At 46.7% G+C, this 16,568-nt stretch carries 14 protein-coding genes; all 14 read left to right on the forward strand.

Annotated elements, in window-relative coordinates:
* The first annotated feature begins 48 nt into the window (after positions 1-48).
* The 14 genes from glvR to lnrM all read left to right on the forward strand — a co-directional run bounded on the left by glvR (position 49) and on the right by lnrM (position 16,566).
* A complete protein-coding gene (glvR, locus tag NST79_RS04490) occupies positions 49-813 on the forward strand; it encodes a MurR/RpiR family transcriptional regulator GlvR (protein ID WP_029317468.1) in 765 nt (254 codons plus the stop codon).
* Between the two features lie 14 nt (positions 814-827).
* Positions 828-2,411 (forward strand): PTS maltose transporter subunit IIBC, encoded by a 1,584-nt coding sequence (gene malP / locus NST79_RS04495; protein ID WP_003233606.1) that lies wholly within the window; start codon positions 828-830, stop codon positions 2,409-2,411.
* A 105-nt stretch (positions 2,412-2,516) separates the two neighbouring features.
* Positions 2,517-4,238 carry an ABC transporter ATP-binding protein gene (locus tag NST79_RS04500; protein WP_212059909.1) on the forward strand — a complete coding sequence of 574 codons (1,722 nt, stop codon included), beginning with the start codon at positions 2,517-2,519 and terminating at the stop codon, positions 4,236-4,238.
* On the forward strand, positions 4,232-6,046 hold the full coding sequence (locus tag NST79_RS04505; RefSeq protein ID WP_087614447.1) for an ABC transporter ATP-binding protein: 1,815 nt from the start codon (positions 4,232-4,234) through the stop codon (positions 6,044-6,046). The genes NST79_RS04500 and NST79_RS04505 overlap by 7 nt, the downstream gene beginning before the upstream one ends.
* Before the next feature lie 153 nt (positions 6,047-6,199).
* Positions 6,200-6,604, forward strand: coding sequence for a DoxX family oxidoreductase CatD (gene catD / locus NST79_RS04510; RefSeq protein WP_015252533.1), 405 nt, complete (start codon positions 6,200-6,202; stop codon positions 6,602-6,604).
* A 17-nt stretch (positions 6,605-6,621) separates the two neighbouring features.
* Complete coding sequence (gene catE / locus NST79_RS04515) at positions 6,622-7,479, forward strand: catechol 2,3-dioxygenase (RefSeq protein WP_015252532.1); 858 nt, start codon at positions 6,622-6,624, stop codon at positions 7,477-7,479.
* Between the two features lie 93 nt (positions 7,480-7,572).
* On the forward strand, positions 7,573-8,517 hold the full coding sequence (locus NST79_RS04520; protein ID WP_003243004.1) for a helix-turn-helix domain-containing protein: 945 nt from the start codon (positions 7,573-7,575) through the stop codon (positions 8,515-8,517).
* A gap of 174 nt (positions 8,518-8,691) precedes the next feature.
* On the forward strand, positions 8,692-10,140 hold the full coding sequence (locus NST79_RS04525) for a sugar porter family MFS transporter (protein WP_212059907.1): 1,449 nt from the start codon (positions 8,692-8,694) through the stop codon (positions 10,138-10,140).
* A 26-nt stretch (positions 10,141-10,166) separates the two neighbouring features.
* A complete protein-coding gene (locus NST79_RS04530) occupies positions 10,167-11,108 on the forward strand; it encodes a sugar phosphate isomerase/epimerase (RefSeq protein WP_003244504.1) in 942 nt (313 codons plus the stop codon).
* Between the two features lie 9 nt (positions 11,109-11,117).
* Positions 11,118-12,299 (forward strand): Gfo/Idh/MocA family oxidoreductase, encoded by a 1,182-nt coding sequence (locus NST79_RS04535; protein ID WP_010886447.1) that lies wholly within the window; start codon positions 11,118-11,120, stop codon positions 12,297-12,299.
* A 123-nt stretch (positions 12,300-12,422) separates the two neighbouring features.
* Positions 12,423-13,625: a two-component system sensor histidine kinase LnrJ gene (gene lnrJ, locus NST79_RS04540; protein WP_212059905.1), complete on the forward strand. Its 1,203-nt coding sequence runs from the start codon at positions 12,423-12,425 to the stop codon at positions 13,623-13,625.
* Positions 13,622-14,284: a two-component system response regulator LnrK gene (lnrK, locus tag NST79_RS04545; protein WP_015715522.1), complete on the forward strand. Its 663-nt coding sequence runs from the start codon at positions 13,622-13,624 to the stop codon at positions 14,282-14,284. Before lnrJ ends, lnrK begins: the two co-directional genes overlap by 4 nt.
* Positions 14,285-14,427: 143 nt before the next feature.
* Positions 14,428-15,363, forward strand: coding sequence for a linearmycin resistance ATP-binding protein LnrL (gene lnrL, locus NST79_RS04550; protein WP_048655258.1), 936 nt, complete (start codon positions 14,428-14,430; stop codon positions 15,361-15,363).
* Between the two features lie 12 nt (positions 15,364-15,375).
* Complete coding sequence (gene lnrM, locus NST79_RS04555; RefSeq protein ID WP_167407983.1) at positions 15,376-16,566, forward strand: linearmycin resistance permease LnrM; 1,191 nt, start codon at positions 15,376-15,378, stop codon at positions 16,564-16,566.
* The last annotated feature ends 2 nt before the right edge of the window (positions 16,567-16,568 follow it).

Raw genomic sequence — 16,568 nt, forward strand, 5'->3', positions numbered from 1 at the left:
TTCGAATCTGTAATTGTATATAATAGAAAGAAAATGGGGGGATCTGATATGCAGCTCGAAGAACTGATCAATCAGCACTACAGCAAATTGAATGACAACGATTTTCATATTTTAAAATATATATTGAATCATAAGCACACATGCTATCACCTTGGAATCGACGCGCTGGCCAAAGCTTGCAGTGTATCGCGTTCCTCAATTTTACGGCTTGCCCAAAAGCTCGGTTTCAGCGGTTACAGTGAATTTCGCGTCTTTTTAAAGTGGGAAGATCAGCCGGAAGAAGGCGAGAGTATGAGTTTTGAAAAGCTGCTTGATGATATTGAAGCAAATTTGAAGTTTTTACGGACAAAGGACATGACGGACATGTGCCAGCTGATTGATGCAGCTGACCGCATTTTCGTCTACGGTTCTGGAAATGCGCAAAAGATATGCGCCCGCGACCTGCAAAGAATGTTTATTCCGCGCCATCGCTATCTTATTTTAATTGAAGACACAAATGAATTTAATTTGATGCGCGATGATTTTAAAGTAAACGATCTGTTTATCATCATTTCTCTTTCCGGAGAAACACCGGAGCTGATTCCTCAGGCAAGAATGCTTTCTGCAAAGGGTATTCCCTTTATTTCCATTACGAATTTAAAAAACAATGTCCTCGCCCAGCTGACTCCGCATAATCTTTATGCGACAAGCAAACCTGTGACATTAAGCGATAAAACGGAAATTGTCGCTTTTGCACCGTTTTTTCTCGTTGGCGAAGCATTGTTCCGCGCATATGTTGATTACAAAGAGGCAGAAAAAAATGACAATGAGTAGCAGGGGGTTCTGGTATGATGCAAAAAATTCAGCGCTTTGGAAGCGCGATGTTTGTGCCTGTTTTATTATTCGCGTTCGCCGGCATTATCGTCGGTATCAGCACGCTCTTTAAAAATAAAACCCTCATGGGACCGCTCGCCGATCCTGACGGTTTTTGGTATCAGTGCTGGTATATCATTGAGCAGGGCGGCTGGACTGTTTTTAACCAAATGCCGCTCTTATTCGCCATTGGCATCCCGGTTGCTTTGGCGAAGAAAGCTCAGGCACGCGCTTGTTTGGAAGCGCTTACTGTCTACCTGACATTCAACTATTTTGTCAGCGCGATATTGACGGTATGGGGAGGAGCATTTGGCGTCGACATGAATCAAGAGGTCGGCGGAACGAGCGGGTTAACGATGATTGCGGGCATAAAAACGCTCGATACCAACATCATCGGAGCCATCTTTATTTCTTCGATTGTCGTCTTTTTGCATAATCGCTATTTTGATAAAAAACTGCCCGATTTTCTCGGCATCTTTCAAGGCTCAACATATATCGTGATGATTTCCTTCTTTATTATGATCCCAATTGCCTTGGCTGTGTCTTATATTTGGCCGATGGTTCAATCGGGAATCGGCTCGCTTCAAAGCTTCCTGGTTGCTTCTGGGGCGGTGGGCGTTTGGATATACACGTTTTTGGAACGGATTTTAATTCCGACCGGCCTTCATCACTTTATTTACACGCCGTTTATTTATGGCCCGGCTGTAGCAGAAGGCGGGATCGTCACGTATTGGGCACAGCATCTTGGCGAATATTCGCAAAGCGCCAAACCGCTGAAGGAGCTCTTTCCGCAAGGCGGATTCGCGCTTCACGGCAACTCGAAAATCTTCGGTATTCCGGGTATCGCCCTGGCTTTTTATGTGACAGCCAAAAAGGAAAAGAAAAAACTCGTCGCAGGGCTGCTGATTCCTGTCACACTGACAGCGATTGTCGCCGGTATTACAGAGCCGATTGAGTTTACGTTCTTATTCATTTCACCTTTCTTATTTGCGGTTCACGCCGTGCTTGCCGCCACAATGTCGACAGTTATGTATATGGCCGGCGTCGTCGGAAATATGGGAGGCGGACTGATTGAGGCGGTGACCTTGAACTGGATTCCGCTCTTTGGCAGCCACGGTATGACATATGTGTATCAAATTTTGATCGGGCTCTCGTTTACAGCAATTTATTTTTTCGTCTTCAGATTTTTAATCCTCAAATTCAATATCGCTACACCAGGACGGGAAAAGGATGAACAGCAGGAAACAAAGCTATATTCGAAAAAGGAATACAGAGAACGAAAAAACAAGGATGAAACGGCCTCCGCTGCTGAAACGGCGGATGACACCGCTTTTCTGTATATTGAAGCGCTGGGCGGAAAAGACAACATCACTGAAGTCACAAACTGCGCCACCCGCCTCAGAGTCAGTGTCAAGGATGAAACAAAGGTTGAACCCGACAGCGTATTCCGCGCGCTTGGCGCACACGGCGTTGTCAGGAACGGGAAGGCGTTTCAGGTGATTATCGGATTAAGCGTGCCGCAGATGCGGGAGCGTGTGGAAAAAATATTGAATCAATAAAGACTGCCCTCCTTTTCGGGAGGGTTTTCGTTTGCCGTCAAAAAGACCGCCATAGTAAAGTAAAGAAAGAGACAATCGAGTAAAAAGGGGTTTGGAGGCTTTTACATGCAAAAGGCTTTGTCGTTTTTAAAACCATATTCATTGCTGGCGGGAATTGCTCTGATTCTTATGCTGACGGAGCTTGCAGTTGAACTGGTGCAGCCTTTATTGATTGCAAAAATCATCGACGATGGGATATTGAAGCAAGATCTGCGGCATGTATGGATATGGGGCGCGGTCATGATCGGGCTGACCGTGTTATCCTTTGCGGCGGGGATGCTGAATTCCTTTTATGCCGCCCATGTCAGCCAAAGCTTTTCCTATGATACGAGAAAAGGGCTTTTTCAAAAAATCCAGTCCTTCTCCTATTCCACATTTGGCCAGTTTTCGTCCTCTTCTTATATTACAAGGCTGACAAACGACGTCACACAGGTTCAAAATATGATTTTTATGAGTTTGCGGTTTATGCTGCGGGCTCCCTTAATGATTGCAGGCGGCATTGTGCTGTCGCTTGCCGTTAATGTGAAACTCGGCTTTTTTCTGCTTGTGACCATTCCGATCCTGATCTTGTTTTTGCTGTGGGTATTAAGGAAAGGCGGGGCACTGTTCCGCTCAGTGCAGAAAAGGCTGGATCAAGTGAACACCATCATGCAGGAAAATTTAATTGCAATCAAGCTGATCAAAGCGCTGCTTCGCGGCAGCCACGAAGTCAAACGATTTATCAAAGCCAACACAAGGCTGATGGAAAAAACGGTTTCGGCCTTTCAGCTTGTGGAATTCACGATGCCTGTACTGATGCTTTTGATGAATCTCTGCATCCTTTTGATTTTGTGGGCGGGGTCCTACAGTATTACGAGCGGAAGCACTCAGGTCGGCGATGTTGTTGCGATAATTAACTACGCAACACGAATTACAGGCGCGCTTTCGATGTTTCCGTTTTTGATTATGATTTTCACCCGGGCGAAGGCTTCAGGGGATAGAATCGGTGAGGTGCTTGAAACAGAAGGCGACGAGCGGGAGGAAGGCATCATATCTGATCGTTTGTCAGGACGGATTGAGTTTCAGCATGTATCCTTTCGCTATCCTGAAATGGACAGAGAAGCGCTCAGGAATGTCTCATTTTCCGCAAAGCCAAGAGAAACGATCGCGATTCTCGGTGCGACGGGCTCGGGCAAGTCCACGCTTTTTCAGCTCATTCCGCGGCTTTATCAGCCGGATTCAGGCCGCATTTACATAGATGAAAAGCCGGTTCAAGATTTTCCGGCTGAAGGGCTGCGCAGGCAAATTGGATATGTACCGCAGGAAGTCCTCTTGTTTTCCGGCACAATCAAAGAAAATATCGCTTGGGGCAAAGAAAATGCTTCACTAGATGAAATAATGGATGCGGCCAAACATGCGCAAATTCATGAAACGATTTTGAAGCTCCCAAATGGATATGACACTGTTTTGGGGCAAAGAGGCGTCAACCTGTCCGGCGGCCAAAAGCAGCGGATTTCCATTGCGCGGGCGCTGATTCGAAAACCGGCTATCCTTCTATTAGATGACAGCACAAGCGCGCTTGACCTGCAAACGGAGGCGAAGCTGCTTGAAGCAATCAGCACATACCATTGCACAACTTTGATCATTACACAAAAAATGACCACGGCGATGAAAGCTGATCAGATTTTGCTGCTTGAGGACGGCGAACTGATTGAAAAAGGCACTCACAGTGAGCTGCTTTCTGAATCTCAATTATACAAGCGCATTTACGAGTCACAATTCGGAAGGGAGGGGAGCGAGTCATGCTAAAAGACATCCGCAAGCCTTTCCAATATCCCAAACTGCCAATTGACAAAAAAGAAGGTGCGAAAAAGCGGGCGAAAGCAAAGGATACAAAGGGCACACTGAGACGAATCTGGTCTTACTTGGCTGAAAGAAAAGGACTGCTCATACTTGTCATGCTGATGGTTGTCATCAGCGCCATATTCGGGCTCCTTGGCCCCTTTGTGATCGGAAAGGCCATTGACCATTTTATCGTCGGGAAAACGGTCAGCGGCTTGATTCCCGTTTTGCTTCTTCTGCTCGCTATCTATATCATTCAGTCCCTGTCGCTTTGGTTTCAAAACTATTGGATGATTACGATCTCGCAGGGCACGGTTTTCAGAATGAGAAGCGAATTGTTCACTCATCTGCATGAGCTGCCGATTCCATTTTTTGATAAACAGCGGCACGGGGAGCTGATGAGCCGGGTGACGAATGACATCGAAAATGTCAGTTCTACCTTAAACACGTCAGTCATTCAAATTTTGTCAAGCGTGATCACCTTTGTCGGGACGATTGCGGTGATGCTGTACATGAGCCCGCTCCTTACATTGATTACGCTGACCATTATTCCGGTGATGGCAGCGAGCCTGAAATGGATCACCAACCGAACGGGAAAGCTGTTTAAAGAACAGCAGAAAAACCTTGGTGATCTGAATGGGTATATTGAGGAATCTGTTTCAGGCGCAAAGGTCATCAAAGCATATTCACGTGAGAAGCAGATTACTGCTGAATTCCTCGAAAAAAACGCTGCACTCAAGACGTCGGGCTTTTGGGCGCAGACGATTTCCGGGTTTATTCCGAAGGTCATGAACTCTTTGAATAACTTAAGCTTTACAATGATTGCGGCAATCGGCGGTTTGTTTGCGCTGAAAGGCTGGATCTCGATCGGCTCCATCGTTGTCTTTGCCGAGTATTCAAGACAATTTACACGCCCTTTAAACGATCTGGCCAACCAGTTTAATACGATGCTGTCCGCAATCGCCGGCGCTGAACGGGTGTTTGACGTGCTTGATGAAAAAGAAGAGCGCGAGGATGAAAAGAACGCCGTGCATCAGCCCATCCAAACAGGCAGCATTGAATTCCGGGATGTGTCCTTCGGTTACGATAAAGGGCAGCAGACACTGAAGCATTTACAGTTTACCGTGCCTGCAGGGCAGTCCATCGCGTTTGTCGGACCGACGGGGGCGGGGAAGACAACCGTCACTAATCTTCTCGCCCGTTTTTACGAGCCTAACGAAGGAAAAATTTTAATCGACGGTACTGATATTAAAACCCTTACTAGAGCAAGCCTGAGAAAAAACATGGGGTTTGTTCTTCAGGATTCTTTCTTATTTCAGGGAACGATCAGAGAAAACATTCGCTACGGCAGGCTTGATGCTTCTGATCAGGAAGTCGAAGCCGCTGCAAAAACAGCGAATGCCCATAGTTTTATTGAAAGGCTGCCAAAAGGGTATGACACCGTGCTGACGCAAAACGGTTCGGGCATCAGTCAAGGACAGAAGCAGTTGATTTCTATAGCGAGGGCGGTGCTTGCCGATCCGGTTCTTCTCATTTTGGATGAAGCGACAAGCAACATTGATACCGTTACAGAAGTCAACATTCAAGAAGCGCTCGCCCGTTTAATGGAAGGAAGAACAAGCGTCATCATTGCCCACAGGCTGAACACCATTCAAAGAGCGGACCAGATTGTGGTGCTAAAAGACGGTGAAATGATTGAAAAAGGCAGCCATGATGAGCTGATTCGGCAAAAAGGATTTTACAGTGACTTATATGAAAGCCAATTTGATAAATAGACCTTTGTCCTGCACAGAGGTCTTTTTTGTTACAGTTTTATAGTACTTTTATTTCATTTTCGTAAAATGTAACAAAATTACTTGACGTAAACAAGTTATGTATATATACTAGCTTACATTAAGTAAGTGGTAACATTTATCAAGGAGGATAAAATGAATAAATCATTTGAAATTGGCACATTACTTTTAAGAGTTATTACAGGTATTATCTTTTTTGTTCACGGTTTATCAAAGTTTCAGGGAATGGAGGGCACCATCCAATTTTTCGGCAGCATAGGCCTTCCAAGCTTTATGGCGTATGTCATCGCAGCGATTGAACTCATTGGCGGAGTGCTTGTCTTCTTCGGATTGGCTACACGTATTGTCGGTGTACTGTTCGCCCTTACACTGATCGGCGCCATCATCACTGTTAAGCTGAAAGCGCCATTCATGGGCAATGCAGAATTTGATTACCTTCTGCTTTTGACATCCATTCACCTGGCGCTTACTGGAAGTCGATTCCTGGCGCTGGACCCATTTGTATTTAAAGGAAAAAAGAACGAAAACGTTTCAGCATAAGAAAAGAGGCATGCAGCATGACCAGTATTCATGAGGATACACACATTGGCTATGCCAAACTCACAATTCGCAGTCTGGAGCGTTCGCTTCAGTTCTACTGTAACGTCATCGGTTTTCAAGTCTTAAAAAAGACGGATCGCCAAGCTGAATTAACGGCTGACGGGAAACGCGTACTGCTTATTCTTGAAGAAAATCCGAGCGCTGTCGTCTTGCCTGAACGGTCTGTGACAGGCCTTTATCACTTTGCGATTCTTCTTCCGGACAGGAAAGAACTTGGGATCGCGCTCGCCCGCCTGATTGAACACGGCATTGCTATCGGACATGGAGACCATGCTGTCAGCGAAGCGCTCTACCTGTCTGATCCTGACGGAAACGGCATTGAAATGTACGCTGACCGCCCCCGCAGCACGTGGCAGCGTGATCGGGAAGGAAACTACGTCATGACGACAACCGCTGTTGACATTGAGGGCCTTCTGGAAGAGGCGGGAGATGAGCGGAAAACATCGCTTCCGACCGATACAATCATCGGACACATTCATCTGCATGTCAGTGATTTGAAAGAAGCAAAGGCGTTTTATACAGATGTACTGGGCTTTGACATTGTCGGAAACTATGCGGGCATGTCCGCCCTCTTCGTTTCAGCCGGGGGGTACCACCATCATATCGGCTTAAACATTTGGGCGGGAAGAAATGCGCCGCCTAAACCGACAAATGCCAGCGGACTAGACTATTACACTGTTGTCCTGCCTCACCAAGAGGAGCTGGATTTAGTGGCAAACCGAGTCAAACATGCCGGGTATTCGATTGAAGAGACGGAAAACAGCTTTCGTGTGAAAGACCCTGTTTCCGGCGCCTATATTACATTTGTGATTTAACTGCAATCCCCTTGCCGAAATAACGGCAGGGGGATTTTTTATTTTTGTCCGCCTTGTTATGATGAGAGAACCAACTTGTTAGGAGGCGTTTACATGGAACTCAACCACCTTGTGACGGGCAAAATAGCATTAAATCAATATGTGCATCGCTTAGAGCAAAAGGATGTTTCATTTTACGTCCACTACTGGGGAGCGATGACGAACCACTATAACACACTGCTTCATAAGCATTCCTTTTATGAAATTTGTTACGTGGTAAGAGGTGAAGGATATTACCTTGAAGGCGATCGTACATATCCGCTTCGTGAACAGACGATTTTTTTGTCAAAGCCGGAGCATTTGCACCAAATCAAAAGTGAAACAGGGCTGTTCCTTTTTTACGTCGCTTTCGAGCTGAGCGAGGATCAGTCAAGCGCCGAATGGATCAAAGTGATGGAAGAAGTGAAACAAAGCCCCTTTATCACAATGCAATTGAAAGATGGCGAACCGCCGGGCCTGCTTTGGAAAACGTTAATGCTGCAAGCAGCGCAACCTGTCAATGCTTTTGACAAAGAGATCCTATCTCATTTGTCGCATGCATTGATCCTGTCATTAATCCAAACCTTTCTCCCGTACGCCCAACGCCCGAAACAAAAGCAGCCCATTCACACATCTTCTGCTTTGCTGACAGAGGTGAAACTGCACATAAAAGACAATCTGTCACAGCCGTTAAAGCTGACGGATGTCGCTAGCCACTTTCATATCTCAGGGAGGCATTTATCACGTTTATTTGCAGCAGAACTGGGCGTCAGCTACTCAGAATTTGTCCAAAATGAAAAAATAAACAAAGCTGCCGAACTGCTGAAATCAACGAATTTGTCGATTAAAGAAATAGCGGAAGAAATCGGTTTCTCAGTACATTATTTCACTCGCGTCTTTTCCGCTAAAATCGGCAGCTCTCCAGGGCTTTTCCGCTCCCTTTATAAAGACTCAAAAATGACCGCATTTCAAATCAATAAACCTTTTCAAAAAATCGAACAGGCCAAGCCGCACGAATAAGATGTCCTGAAATGACAAAACAATGTCTTCATATGATAAAGACGCGAGAAATCTCGTTGTCTTATAATCTTTTTAGAAAGCGGTTACAACAAGGGGTATTGCTGAAGGAGGGATGCATTGGCTTATGCTTGGTGTCGGGTGCTCTGCCATTCTTGAAAGAAGGGGAAGAAAGCCGTGAGTACAAAAAAGAAAGAGGCTGTAATAGGAGAAGAAAGCTTAGCTCATAAAGGGCTTTTACGAACGATTACATTGGTATCTACATTCGGCGGCCTGTTGTTCGGTTATGATACGGGTGTCATTAATGGAGCACTTCCTTTTATGGCAACTGCAGGTCAGCTGAATCTTACACCTGTTACAGAAGGACTGGTTGCGAGTTCCCTGCTTCTCGGGGCAGCCTTCGGGGCGATGTTTGGAGGACGTCTGTCCGATCGGCACGGCCGCCGAAAAACGATCCTTTATTTAGCCTTACTCTTCATCGCAGCCACACTTGGCTGTACCTTTTCACCAAACGCGTCCGTGATGATTGCCTTTCGTTTTCTGCTTGGACTGGCGGTTGGCTGCGCTTCTGTAACGGTTCCAACCTTTTTAGCGGAAATTTCGCCGGCAGAACGCAGGGGACGAATCGTGACACAAAATGAACTGATGATCGTAATTGGCCAGCTTCTGGCATACACCTTTAACGCCATTATTGGCAGCACAATGGGGGAGAGCGCAAATGTATGGCGGTATATGCTGGTCATCGCGACACTTCCGGCTGTTGTGTTATGGTTCGGAATGCTCATCGTGCCTGAAAGCCCGCGCTGGCTGGCAGCTAAAGGCAGAATGGGTGACGCCCTGCGGGTGCTTCGGCAAATCCGTGAAGACAGTCAGGCACAGCAGGAAATAAAAGAAATCAAACATGCGATTGAGGGCACAGCAAAAAAGGCCGGCTTTCATGATTTTCAAGAGCCGTGGATAAGGCGCATTCTATTCATTGGGATTGGAATCGCCATCGTACAGCAAATTACCGGTGTCAATTCGATTATGTACTATGGGACAGAAATTCTGAGAGAAGCCGGTTTTCAAACAGAAGCTGCATTAATCGGCAATATTGCAAACGGTGTTATTTCAGTTATTGCGGTCATTTTTGGGATATGGCTTCTCGGCAAAGTCCGTCGCCGGCCCATGCTGATCATCGGACAGATTGGCACGATGACAGCCCTTCTGCTGATCGGGATTTTATCCATTGTCCTTGAAGGAACACCCGCCCTGCCGTATGTTGTGCTGAGTTTGACCATTTTGTTTCTTGCGTTTCAGCAGACTGCCATTTCTACGGTGACGTGGCTGATGCTCTCGGAAATCTTTCCTATGCATGTGCGGGGGCTTGGCATGGGGATCAGCACCTTCTGCTTGTGGACAGCTAACTTTCTCATTGGATTCACCTTTCCCATTTTGCTCAATCATATTGGGATGTCGGCGACATTTTTTATCTTTGTCGCTATGAATATCCTAGCGATTCTATTTGTGAAAAAATATGTGCCTGAGACAAAAGGGCGGTCACTTGAACAGCTTGAGCATTCCTTTCGCCAGTATGGCCGCCGCGCTGATCAGGAAATCCAAAATCAAACAACTCACTTATCGTAACCTGAGATACCAGGAGGAATCTATCAATGAAACTATCTTATGTAACAGACAGCCTAGGGCATTTGCCTTTTGAAGACATGCTCAATTTTGCCGCAAAGCTTGGGATCGATACACTTGAAATGACAACCGGGGGCTGGTCGCCGGCACCTCACTTGAATCTTGATGAATTGCTGCAAAGCAGCGAAAAAAGAAAAGAATTTTCACAAGCGCTGGAAAAGCGGAACATGACACTTTGCGCATTAAACTGCTCGGGGAACCCTTTAGATCCGGGTGAATTGGGCAAATCGCACAGAGACATAACTGACAAAACGATGGAGCTGGCTGGATTATTAGGCGTCAAAAAAGTGATCATGATGAGCGGTTTGCCAGCCGGCGGCCCGGACGACAAAGTGCCGAACTGGATCACATACACAGTAAGCTGGCCTCCCGTTTTAAAAGATATCCTCAACTATCAATGGGAAGACGTTGCGATCCCATATTGGAAGAAGCTTGTCAAAAAAGCGGAGGCCTGCGGCGTGGGGAAAATAGCGCTTGAGAACTTCAGCTCTCAATTAGTCTATAATCCTGAGACTCTCTTTCGGCTCAGAAATGCAGTCGGCCCGATGGTCGGTTTGAATCTTGACCCGAGCCATTTGTTATGGATGGGCGCAGACCCGATCATCGCAGCAAGGGAGCTCGGCTCAGCCATTCACCATGTCCACGGGAAAGATGTCAGAATTGAAAGATATTTATCGGCGGTCAACGGACTTTTAGAAACAAAAGAAGTGACAGATCCTGCAAACCGGGCGTGGAATTACGTAGCTGTCGGCTGCGGACAGGATTTACAGTGGTGGAAGGAATTTTTTTCAGTTGTAAAAATGATGGGATATGAAGGTGAGGTTTCTTTAGAAATGGAGGATCTGACAATGTCACCTGAAGCGGGCATCCGTACTTCTGTAGAAGCTTTAAAACAAACCATCAGCCAATAGGAGGTTTTCATGATGCTAAATGGAGAAAGAATCATCTCTAAGCCGCTTCGCTGGGCAATGGTAGGCGGCGGGCGGCTCAGCCAGGTTGGATATAAACATCGTATTGGAGCGCTGAGAGACAATACTGCTTTTCAATTAACTGCTGGCGCTTTTGATATCGATGCCGAAAGAGGAAAAGATTTCGGGGTGAACCTTGGAGTGGATGCGGAACGCTGTTATCCCAACTATCAAACCATGTTTGCCGAGGAAGCGAAAAGACAGGATGGCATAGAGGTAGTATCGATTGCCACTCCGAACGGCACTCATTATGAGATTTGTAAGGCGGCGCTTGAAGCAGGAGTGCATGTCATCTGTGAAAAACCGCTGTTCTTCACTTCAGCAGAGGGGCAGGAAATCAAAGCGCTCGCAGAGAAAAAAGGGAAAATTGTCGGCGTGACGTACGGTTTTTCAGGCAATCAAATGCTTCTTCAAATGCGTGCGATGATTGAACAAGGAATGATCGGCGATATTCGCGTGGTTGACTTGCAGTACACACACGGTTTTTGTGCAACAGATGAAGGTGAAAAGATAAGCGCTGCACAGAAATGGCGTGTCGACCCTGCGATCGCCGGGCCAAGCTTTGTGCTGGGCGATTTATCTACCCACACGTATTATATGTCACAGCTTATTATGCCAAAGATGAAAATTAAGGAGCTGCTGTGTGACCGACAGAGCTTCGTCGGCAGCCGCGCACCGCTAGAGGATAATGCCCATGTGCTGATGCATTATGAAAATGGAGCGGTCGGAACGATGTGGACATCGTCAATCAATGCCGGATGTATGGATGGCCATAGAATCCGGATTGTCGGCTCAAAGGCAAGCATTGAGTGGTGGGACAGCAAGCCAAATGAACTGACGTATGAAGTGCAGGGAGAGCCGGGCCAGACACTCGTTCGCGGCATGCCGTATTTAGATGATGTTTGCAACGCCGATGAACGACTGGGCGCCTTACACAGCGAAGGGCTGTCCGAAGCATGGGCCAATATTTATCTTAAATTTGCCATTGCGATAGACGCCAAAAACCGTGAAGATGAAGAAATCTTGAACAACTTGGTTTATCCTGACATTGATGCAGGGATCGAGGGCATTCGCTGGATTGAGAACTGCGTGCGCTCGGCAAACCAAGGGTCAGTTTGGGTTGAATTTAAATAAATGAGGGAATGCGCCGCATATGACATAAAGTTCATATGCGGTTTTTATTTTCCAGAAACTCCTGTCAAAAATGCCCTGAGGCAGGTATGATAAGAAGGGAATTGGGTATCGGGAGTGATGAGCGTGAAAGCTCTTTTTTTTACGAGAATGTTCACCTTGATGGTGAGCTGTTTAATGTATCTGTCCATTGTGAAAGAGGATGACTGGGTTGGATATGTATTTATAGCAGCAGGAGCTGCCATGTATGCAGCCAATCATGTTTTGCTGACAAAAGAGACAAATGCCATCTGGTTCTGCCTGATTGATATTGCAATCGGCTTTTCGTTCGGATTTATATTTCCCGGCACAGGTTTGTTCATTATTATGCTTTGTCCGGTTGCGGTCGCTTTTTTTCTGCGGGGGTTTCCTAAAAGAACAGCATGGTCTGTCTTATGTCTTTCCTCTATTTTATTTTTGACCGTCCTCATCCGTACATATGCGATGTTCGGCAATGAATTTGTCATTGATCATTTGACTAGCATGACATTCGTCGTCTTCTGCGGTGTCGTGGGCAAATTAATCCGCAAGCTGTTGGATGCGCAGGAAACGGCAAAACAGCAGTACCGGGAACTGACAGAATCCCACTTGGCGCTGTCTTCCGCACATCAGGAGCTGCATTTATATGCGAAGCAGGTTGAAGAGCTGACCGCCATTTACGAGCGGAACAGAATGGCAAGGGAAATCCATGATACAGTGGGGCATAAAATGACGGCCCTTCTCGTCCAGCTGCAGCTTTTGCGTGAATGGCAAAAAAGAGACAGCCAAAAAGCGGATGAGACAGTAGGTGTCTGTGAAACACTTGCCCGTGAAGCGCTTGATGATGTCCGCTTATCAGTACGCACTCTGCAAACTGAAAACGATCCTTCGCTAATCGAATCGCTGAAACAGCTGACAGAGGACTTTTGCAAAAATGCAGGAGTCACAACAGAATTTGCGGTCAGCGGTGATCCTGCAATCATCCCGCTGTCTCTCCATCCGACCCTGATCAGAACGGTGCAGGAAGCACTGACCAATGCCAAACGGCACGGCGGCGCCGCAGCTTGTTCGATACAGCTTGCCTGCACAACGGACAGCATCAGCCTTGTCATTAAGGATGACGGCAAAGGCAATCCCGAGGCAGCACTTGGTTTTGGTCTCTTGAATATGAAAAAGCGGGCAGCGGAACACGGGGGAATGATCCGTTTTGAAAGCGAACGGGATCAAGGATTTACTGTGAATGCAGAATTTTCACTTGCCAATAAAAAATGGAGCTTCAGGCCCGTGCAGCAAAAGGAGAGTTTATCATGATTAAGATCATCATTACCGACGATCAGGATATCGTCAGAGAAGGGCTGGCATCCCTGCTCCAGCTCCGAGAAGAGCTCGATGTGATCGCAACGGCGCGAAACGGACAGGAAGCCTTTGAAAAGGCGAAAGAGCTGGAGCCGGATATCGTGTTAATGGACATCCGCATGCCGGTTTCCAACGGGGTGGAGGGAACAAAATTAATCACAAGCTCGCTGCCCGGCGTAAAGGTTTTGATGCTGACAACCTTTAAGGATTCAGCGCTGATTGCTGAAGCGCTTGAAGAAGGAGCAAGCGGGTATCTGCTGAAGGATATGTCGGCAGATACGATTGTAAAAGCGGTGATGACTGTTCATTCTGGCGGAATGGTGCTTCCGCCGGAATTGACTGCCCAAATGCTGAATGAATGGAAGCGTGAAAAACAGCTGAAAGGAATAAATGAGATAGAAAAACCTAACGAGCTGCTCGACCTGACCGAGCGCGAAATCGAAGTTCTGGCTGAGCTGGGATACGGGCTGAATAACAAAGAAATTGCCGAAAAGCTTTACATTACAGAAGGCACAGTCAAAAACCACGTTTCAAATATTATCAGCAAGCTGGCTGTCAGGGACAGAACCCAAGCCGCCATTTACTCGGTCAGATATGGTGTATCTGTCTTTTGACATATGACGTTTTGCATATACGCTTCTCTGAAAAGGCCTTTTACAGGCCTTTTTTTCATGCCCTATGTTCTATCTGCCGCTACATGCCGCACGCCTTTCTTTCTTCTACAATGGCAATGGATCAAAAAAAGGAGTGAGACGACGTGCTGCAAGCAGAAAACATCAAAAAGGCATACGGAAAAAAAACAATCGTGAAAGGCATTTCTTTTTCCCTCAAAAAGGGGGAGTCGTTCGGTCTGCTCGGGCCTAACGGTGCGGGGAAATCCACAACCATCTCGATGATTTCCGGCCTTGTGCCGCATGACAGCGGGAACATCACGGTGGGCGGCTATGTTATCGGAAAAGAAACGGCCAAAGCGAAACAAAAAATCGGCATTGTTCCGCAGGAAATTGCATTATATCCGACGCTGACGGCTCATGAGAATCTTATGTTTTGGGGGAAAATGTACGGACTTACGCACGGTGAGGCCAAAAAAAGAGCGGCAGAGGTCCTTGAATATGTCGGTCTGACTGAGCGGGCTAAAGATAAGATTGAAACATTTTCCGGGGGGATGAAACGAAGAATCAACATCGGTGCGGCTTTAATGCATAAGCCCGAGCTGCTGATTATGGATGAACCGACTGTCGGTATTGACCCTCAATCGAGAAATCACATTTTAGAAACGGTCAAACAGCTCAATGAAACGGGCATGACGGTGATCTATACGAGTCATTACATGGAAGAAGTTGAGTTTTTATGCGACCGGATCGGGATAATTGATCAGGGGGAAATGATTGCGATTGGCACAAAAACTGATTTGTGCAGCCGCCTTGGGGGCGATACCATCATTCAGCTCACGGTCAGCGGGATCAATGAAGCGTTTCTTGTGGCGATCCGATCTCTGGCCCATGTGAATGATGTAACAGTACATGAATTAGAGCTCAAAATTGACATTGCTGCGGCTCATCATGAGAAAGTCGTCACAAGCCTGCTTGCTGAAGCCACTGCTCATCATATAAACCTGCTGTCTCTTCAGGTGCAGGAACCGAATCTGGAGCGCCTGTTTCTGAATCTGACCGGCCGCACGTTGCGGGATTGAGGAGGGACGGCCATGAAAAAAAGCATATGGATCGCATGGAAAGATGTGAAAATCAGAATCACGGACAGAAAAGGGTTTATGATGCTTATCCTAATGCCGCTCATCCTAACCTGTATTTTAGGCGCAGCGCTCGGATCAGTTGTTGACGGAGGCAGCCGGATTGATGATATCAAAGTCGGCTACATTCAATCAGACCAGTCAGATACAGCAAACATGTTTACAAAAGATGTTCTCAAAAAAATGAAGTCGATAAAGGCCACAAAAGTCGGCAGCAAAGACAAGATGAAAAAACTGATTGATGAAAAGAAAATCGATGTAGGCATCGTTATCCCGAACCATTGGGAAGCCGGCAAAACCTCAGCTGTTGTTAATGCCGCTCCTGATCAAACATTGAAAAGTTCCATCATTGAAACAGCTGCAAGCTCTTTTATAGAGCAATATAAAGCGGTAAAGGAAGCCGCGTCAGGCTCAATGGACTACATCAGTAAAACGGAAGCTGTAAAGCAAGGAAAACTTGACCCTGCACAGTTTGCAGAAAAGCTGGCAAAGACGCTAGAAAAAGAAACAGGTGACAAGCTTACTATTGCGGAAAAATCTGTGGGCAGCAAAGCCGTTACCAGTTTTCAATACTATTCGGCGGCAATGCTTTGCATGTTTATGCTGTTTCATATCACAGTCGGGGCGAAATCATTTTTACAGGAAAAGGATACGGAGACGCTTGCCAGAATGCTGATGACGCCTGCGCAAAAATCCGTCATTCTCTTCGGAAAATGGCTTGGGACGTATCTGTTTGCCATCATACAATTTTTCATATTTCTGATCGTCACAATCAACGTATTTGGTGTGGACTGGGGCGGTAATCTGCTGTTAGTGAGTGTACTCGGGCTTTCTTACGCCGCAGCTGTATCTGGTATTTCAATGCTGCTTGCGTCGTGCATCAGCGATATGAAAACTGCAGATGCGATAGGCGGCTTCGGCATTCAATTGCTTGCGGTTCTCGGCGGGTCCATGCTGCCGCTGTACCAATTTCCGGACGTCTTGCAGTCTGTATCCAAAGCGGTGCCAAATCGCTGGGCGCTTGACGGCTTTCTTTCTTTAATGGAAGGGGGAGGCTGGGCTGACCTTCAAAAGCCTGTGCTTCTTTTTGCGGCGATCGGCTTTTGTTCACTTGTAATTGGTATCAGACGGCTTCATACAAGATAAGG

The sequence above is a fragment of the Bacillus sp. PS196 genome (assembly GCF_037963555.1).
In the GTDB taxonomy this organism is placed as follows: Bacteria; Bacillota; Bacilli; order Bacillales; family Bacillaceae; genus Bacillus; species Bacillus subtilis.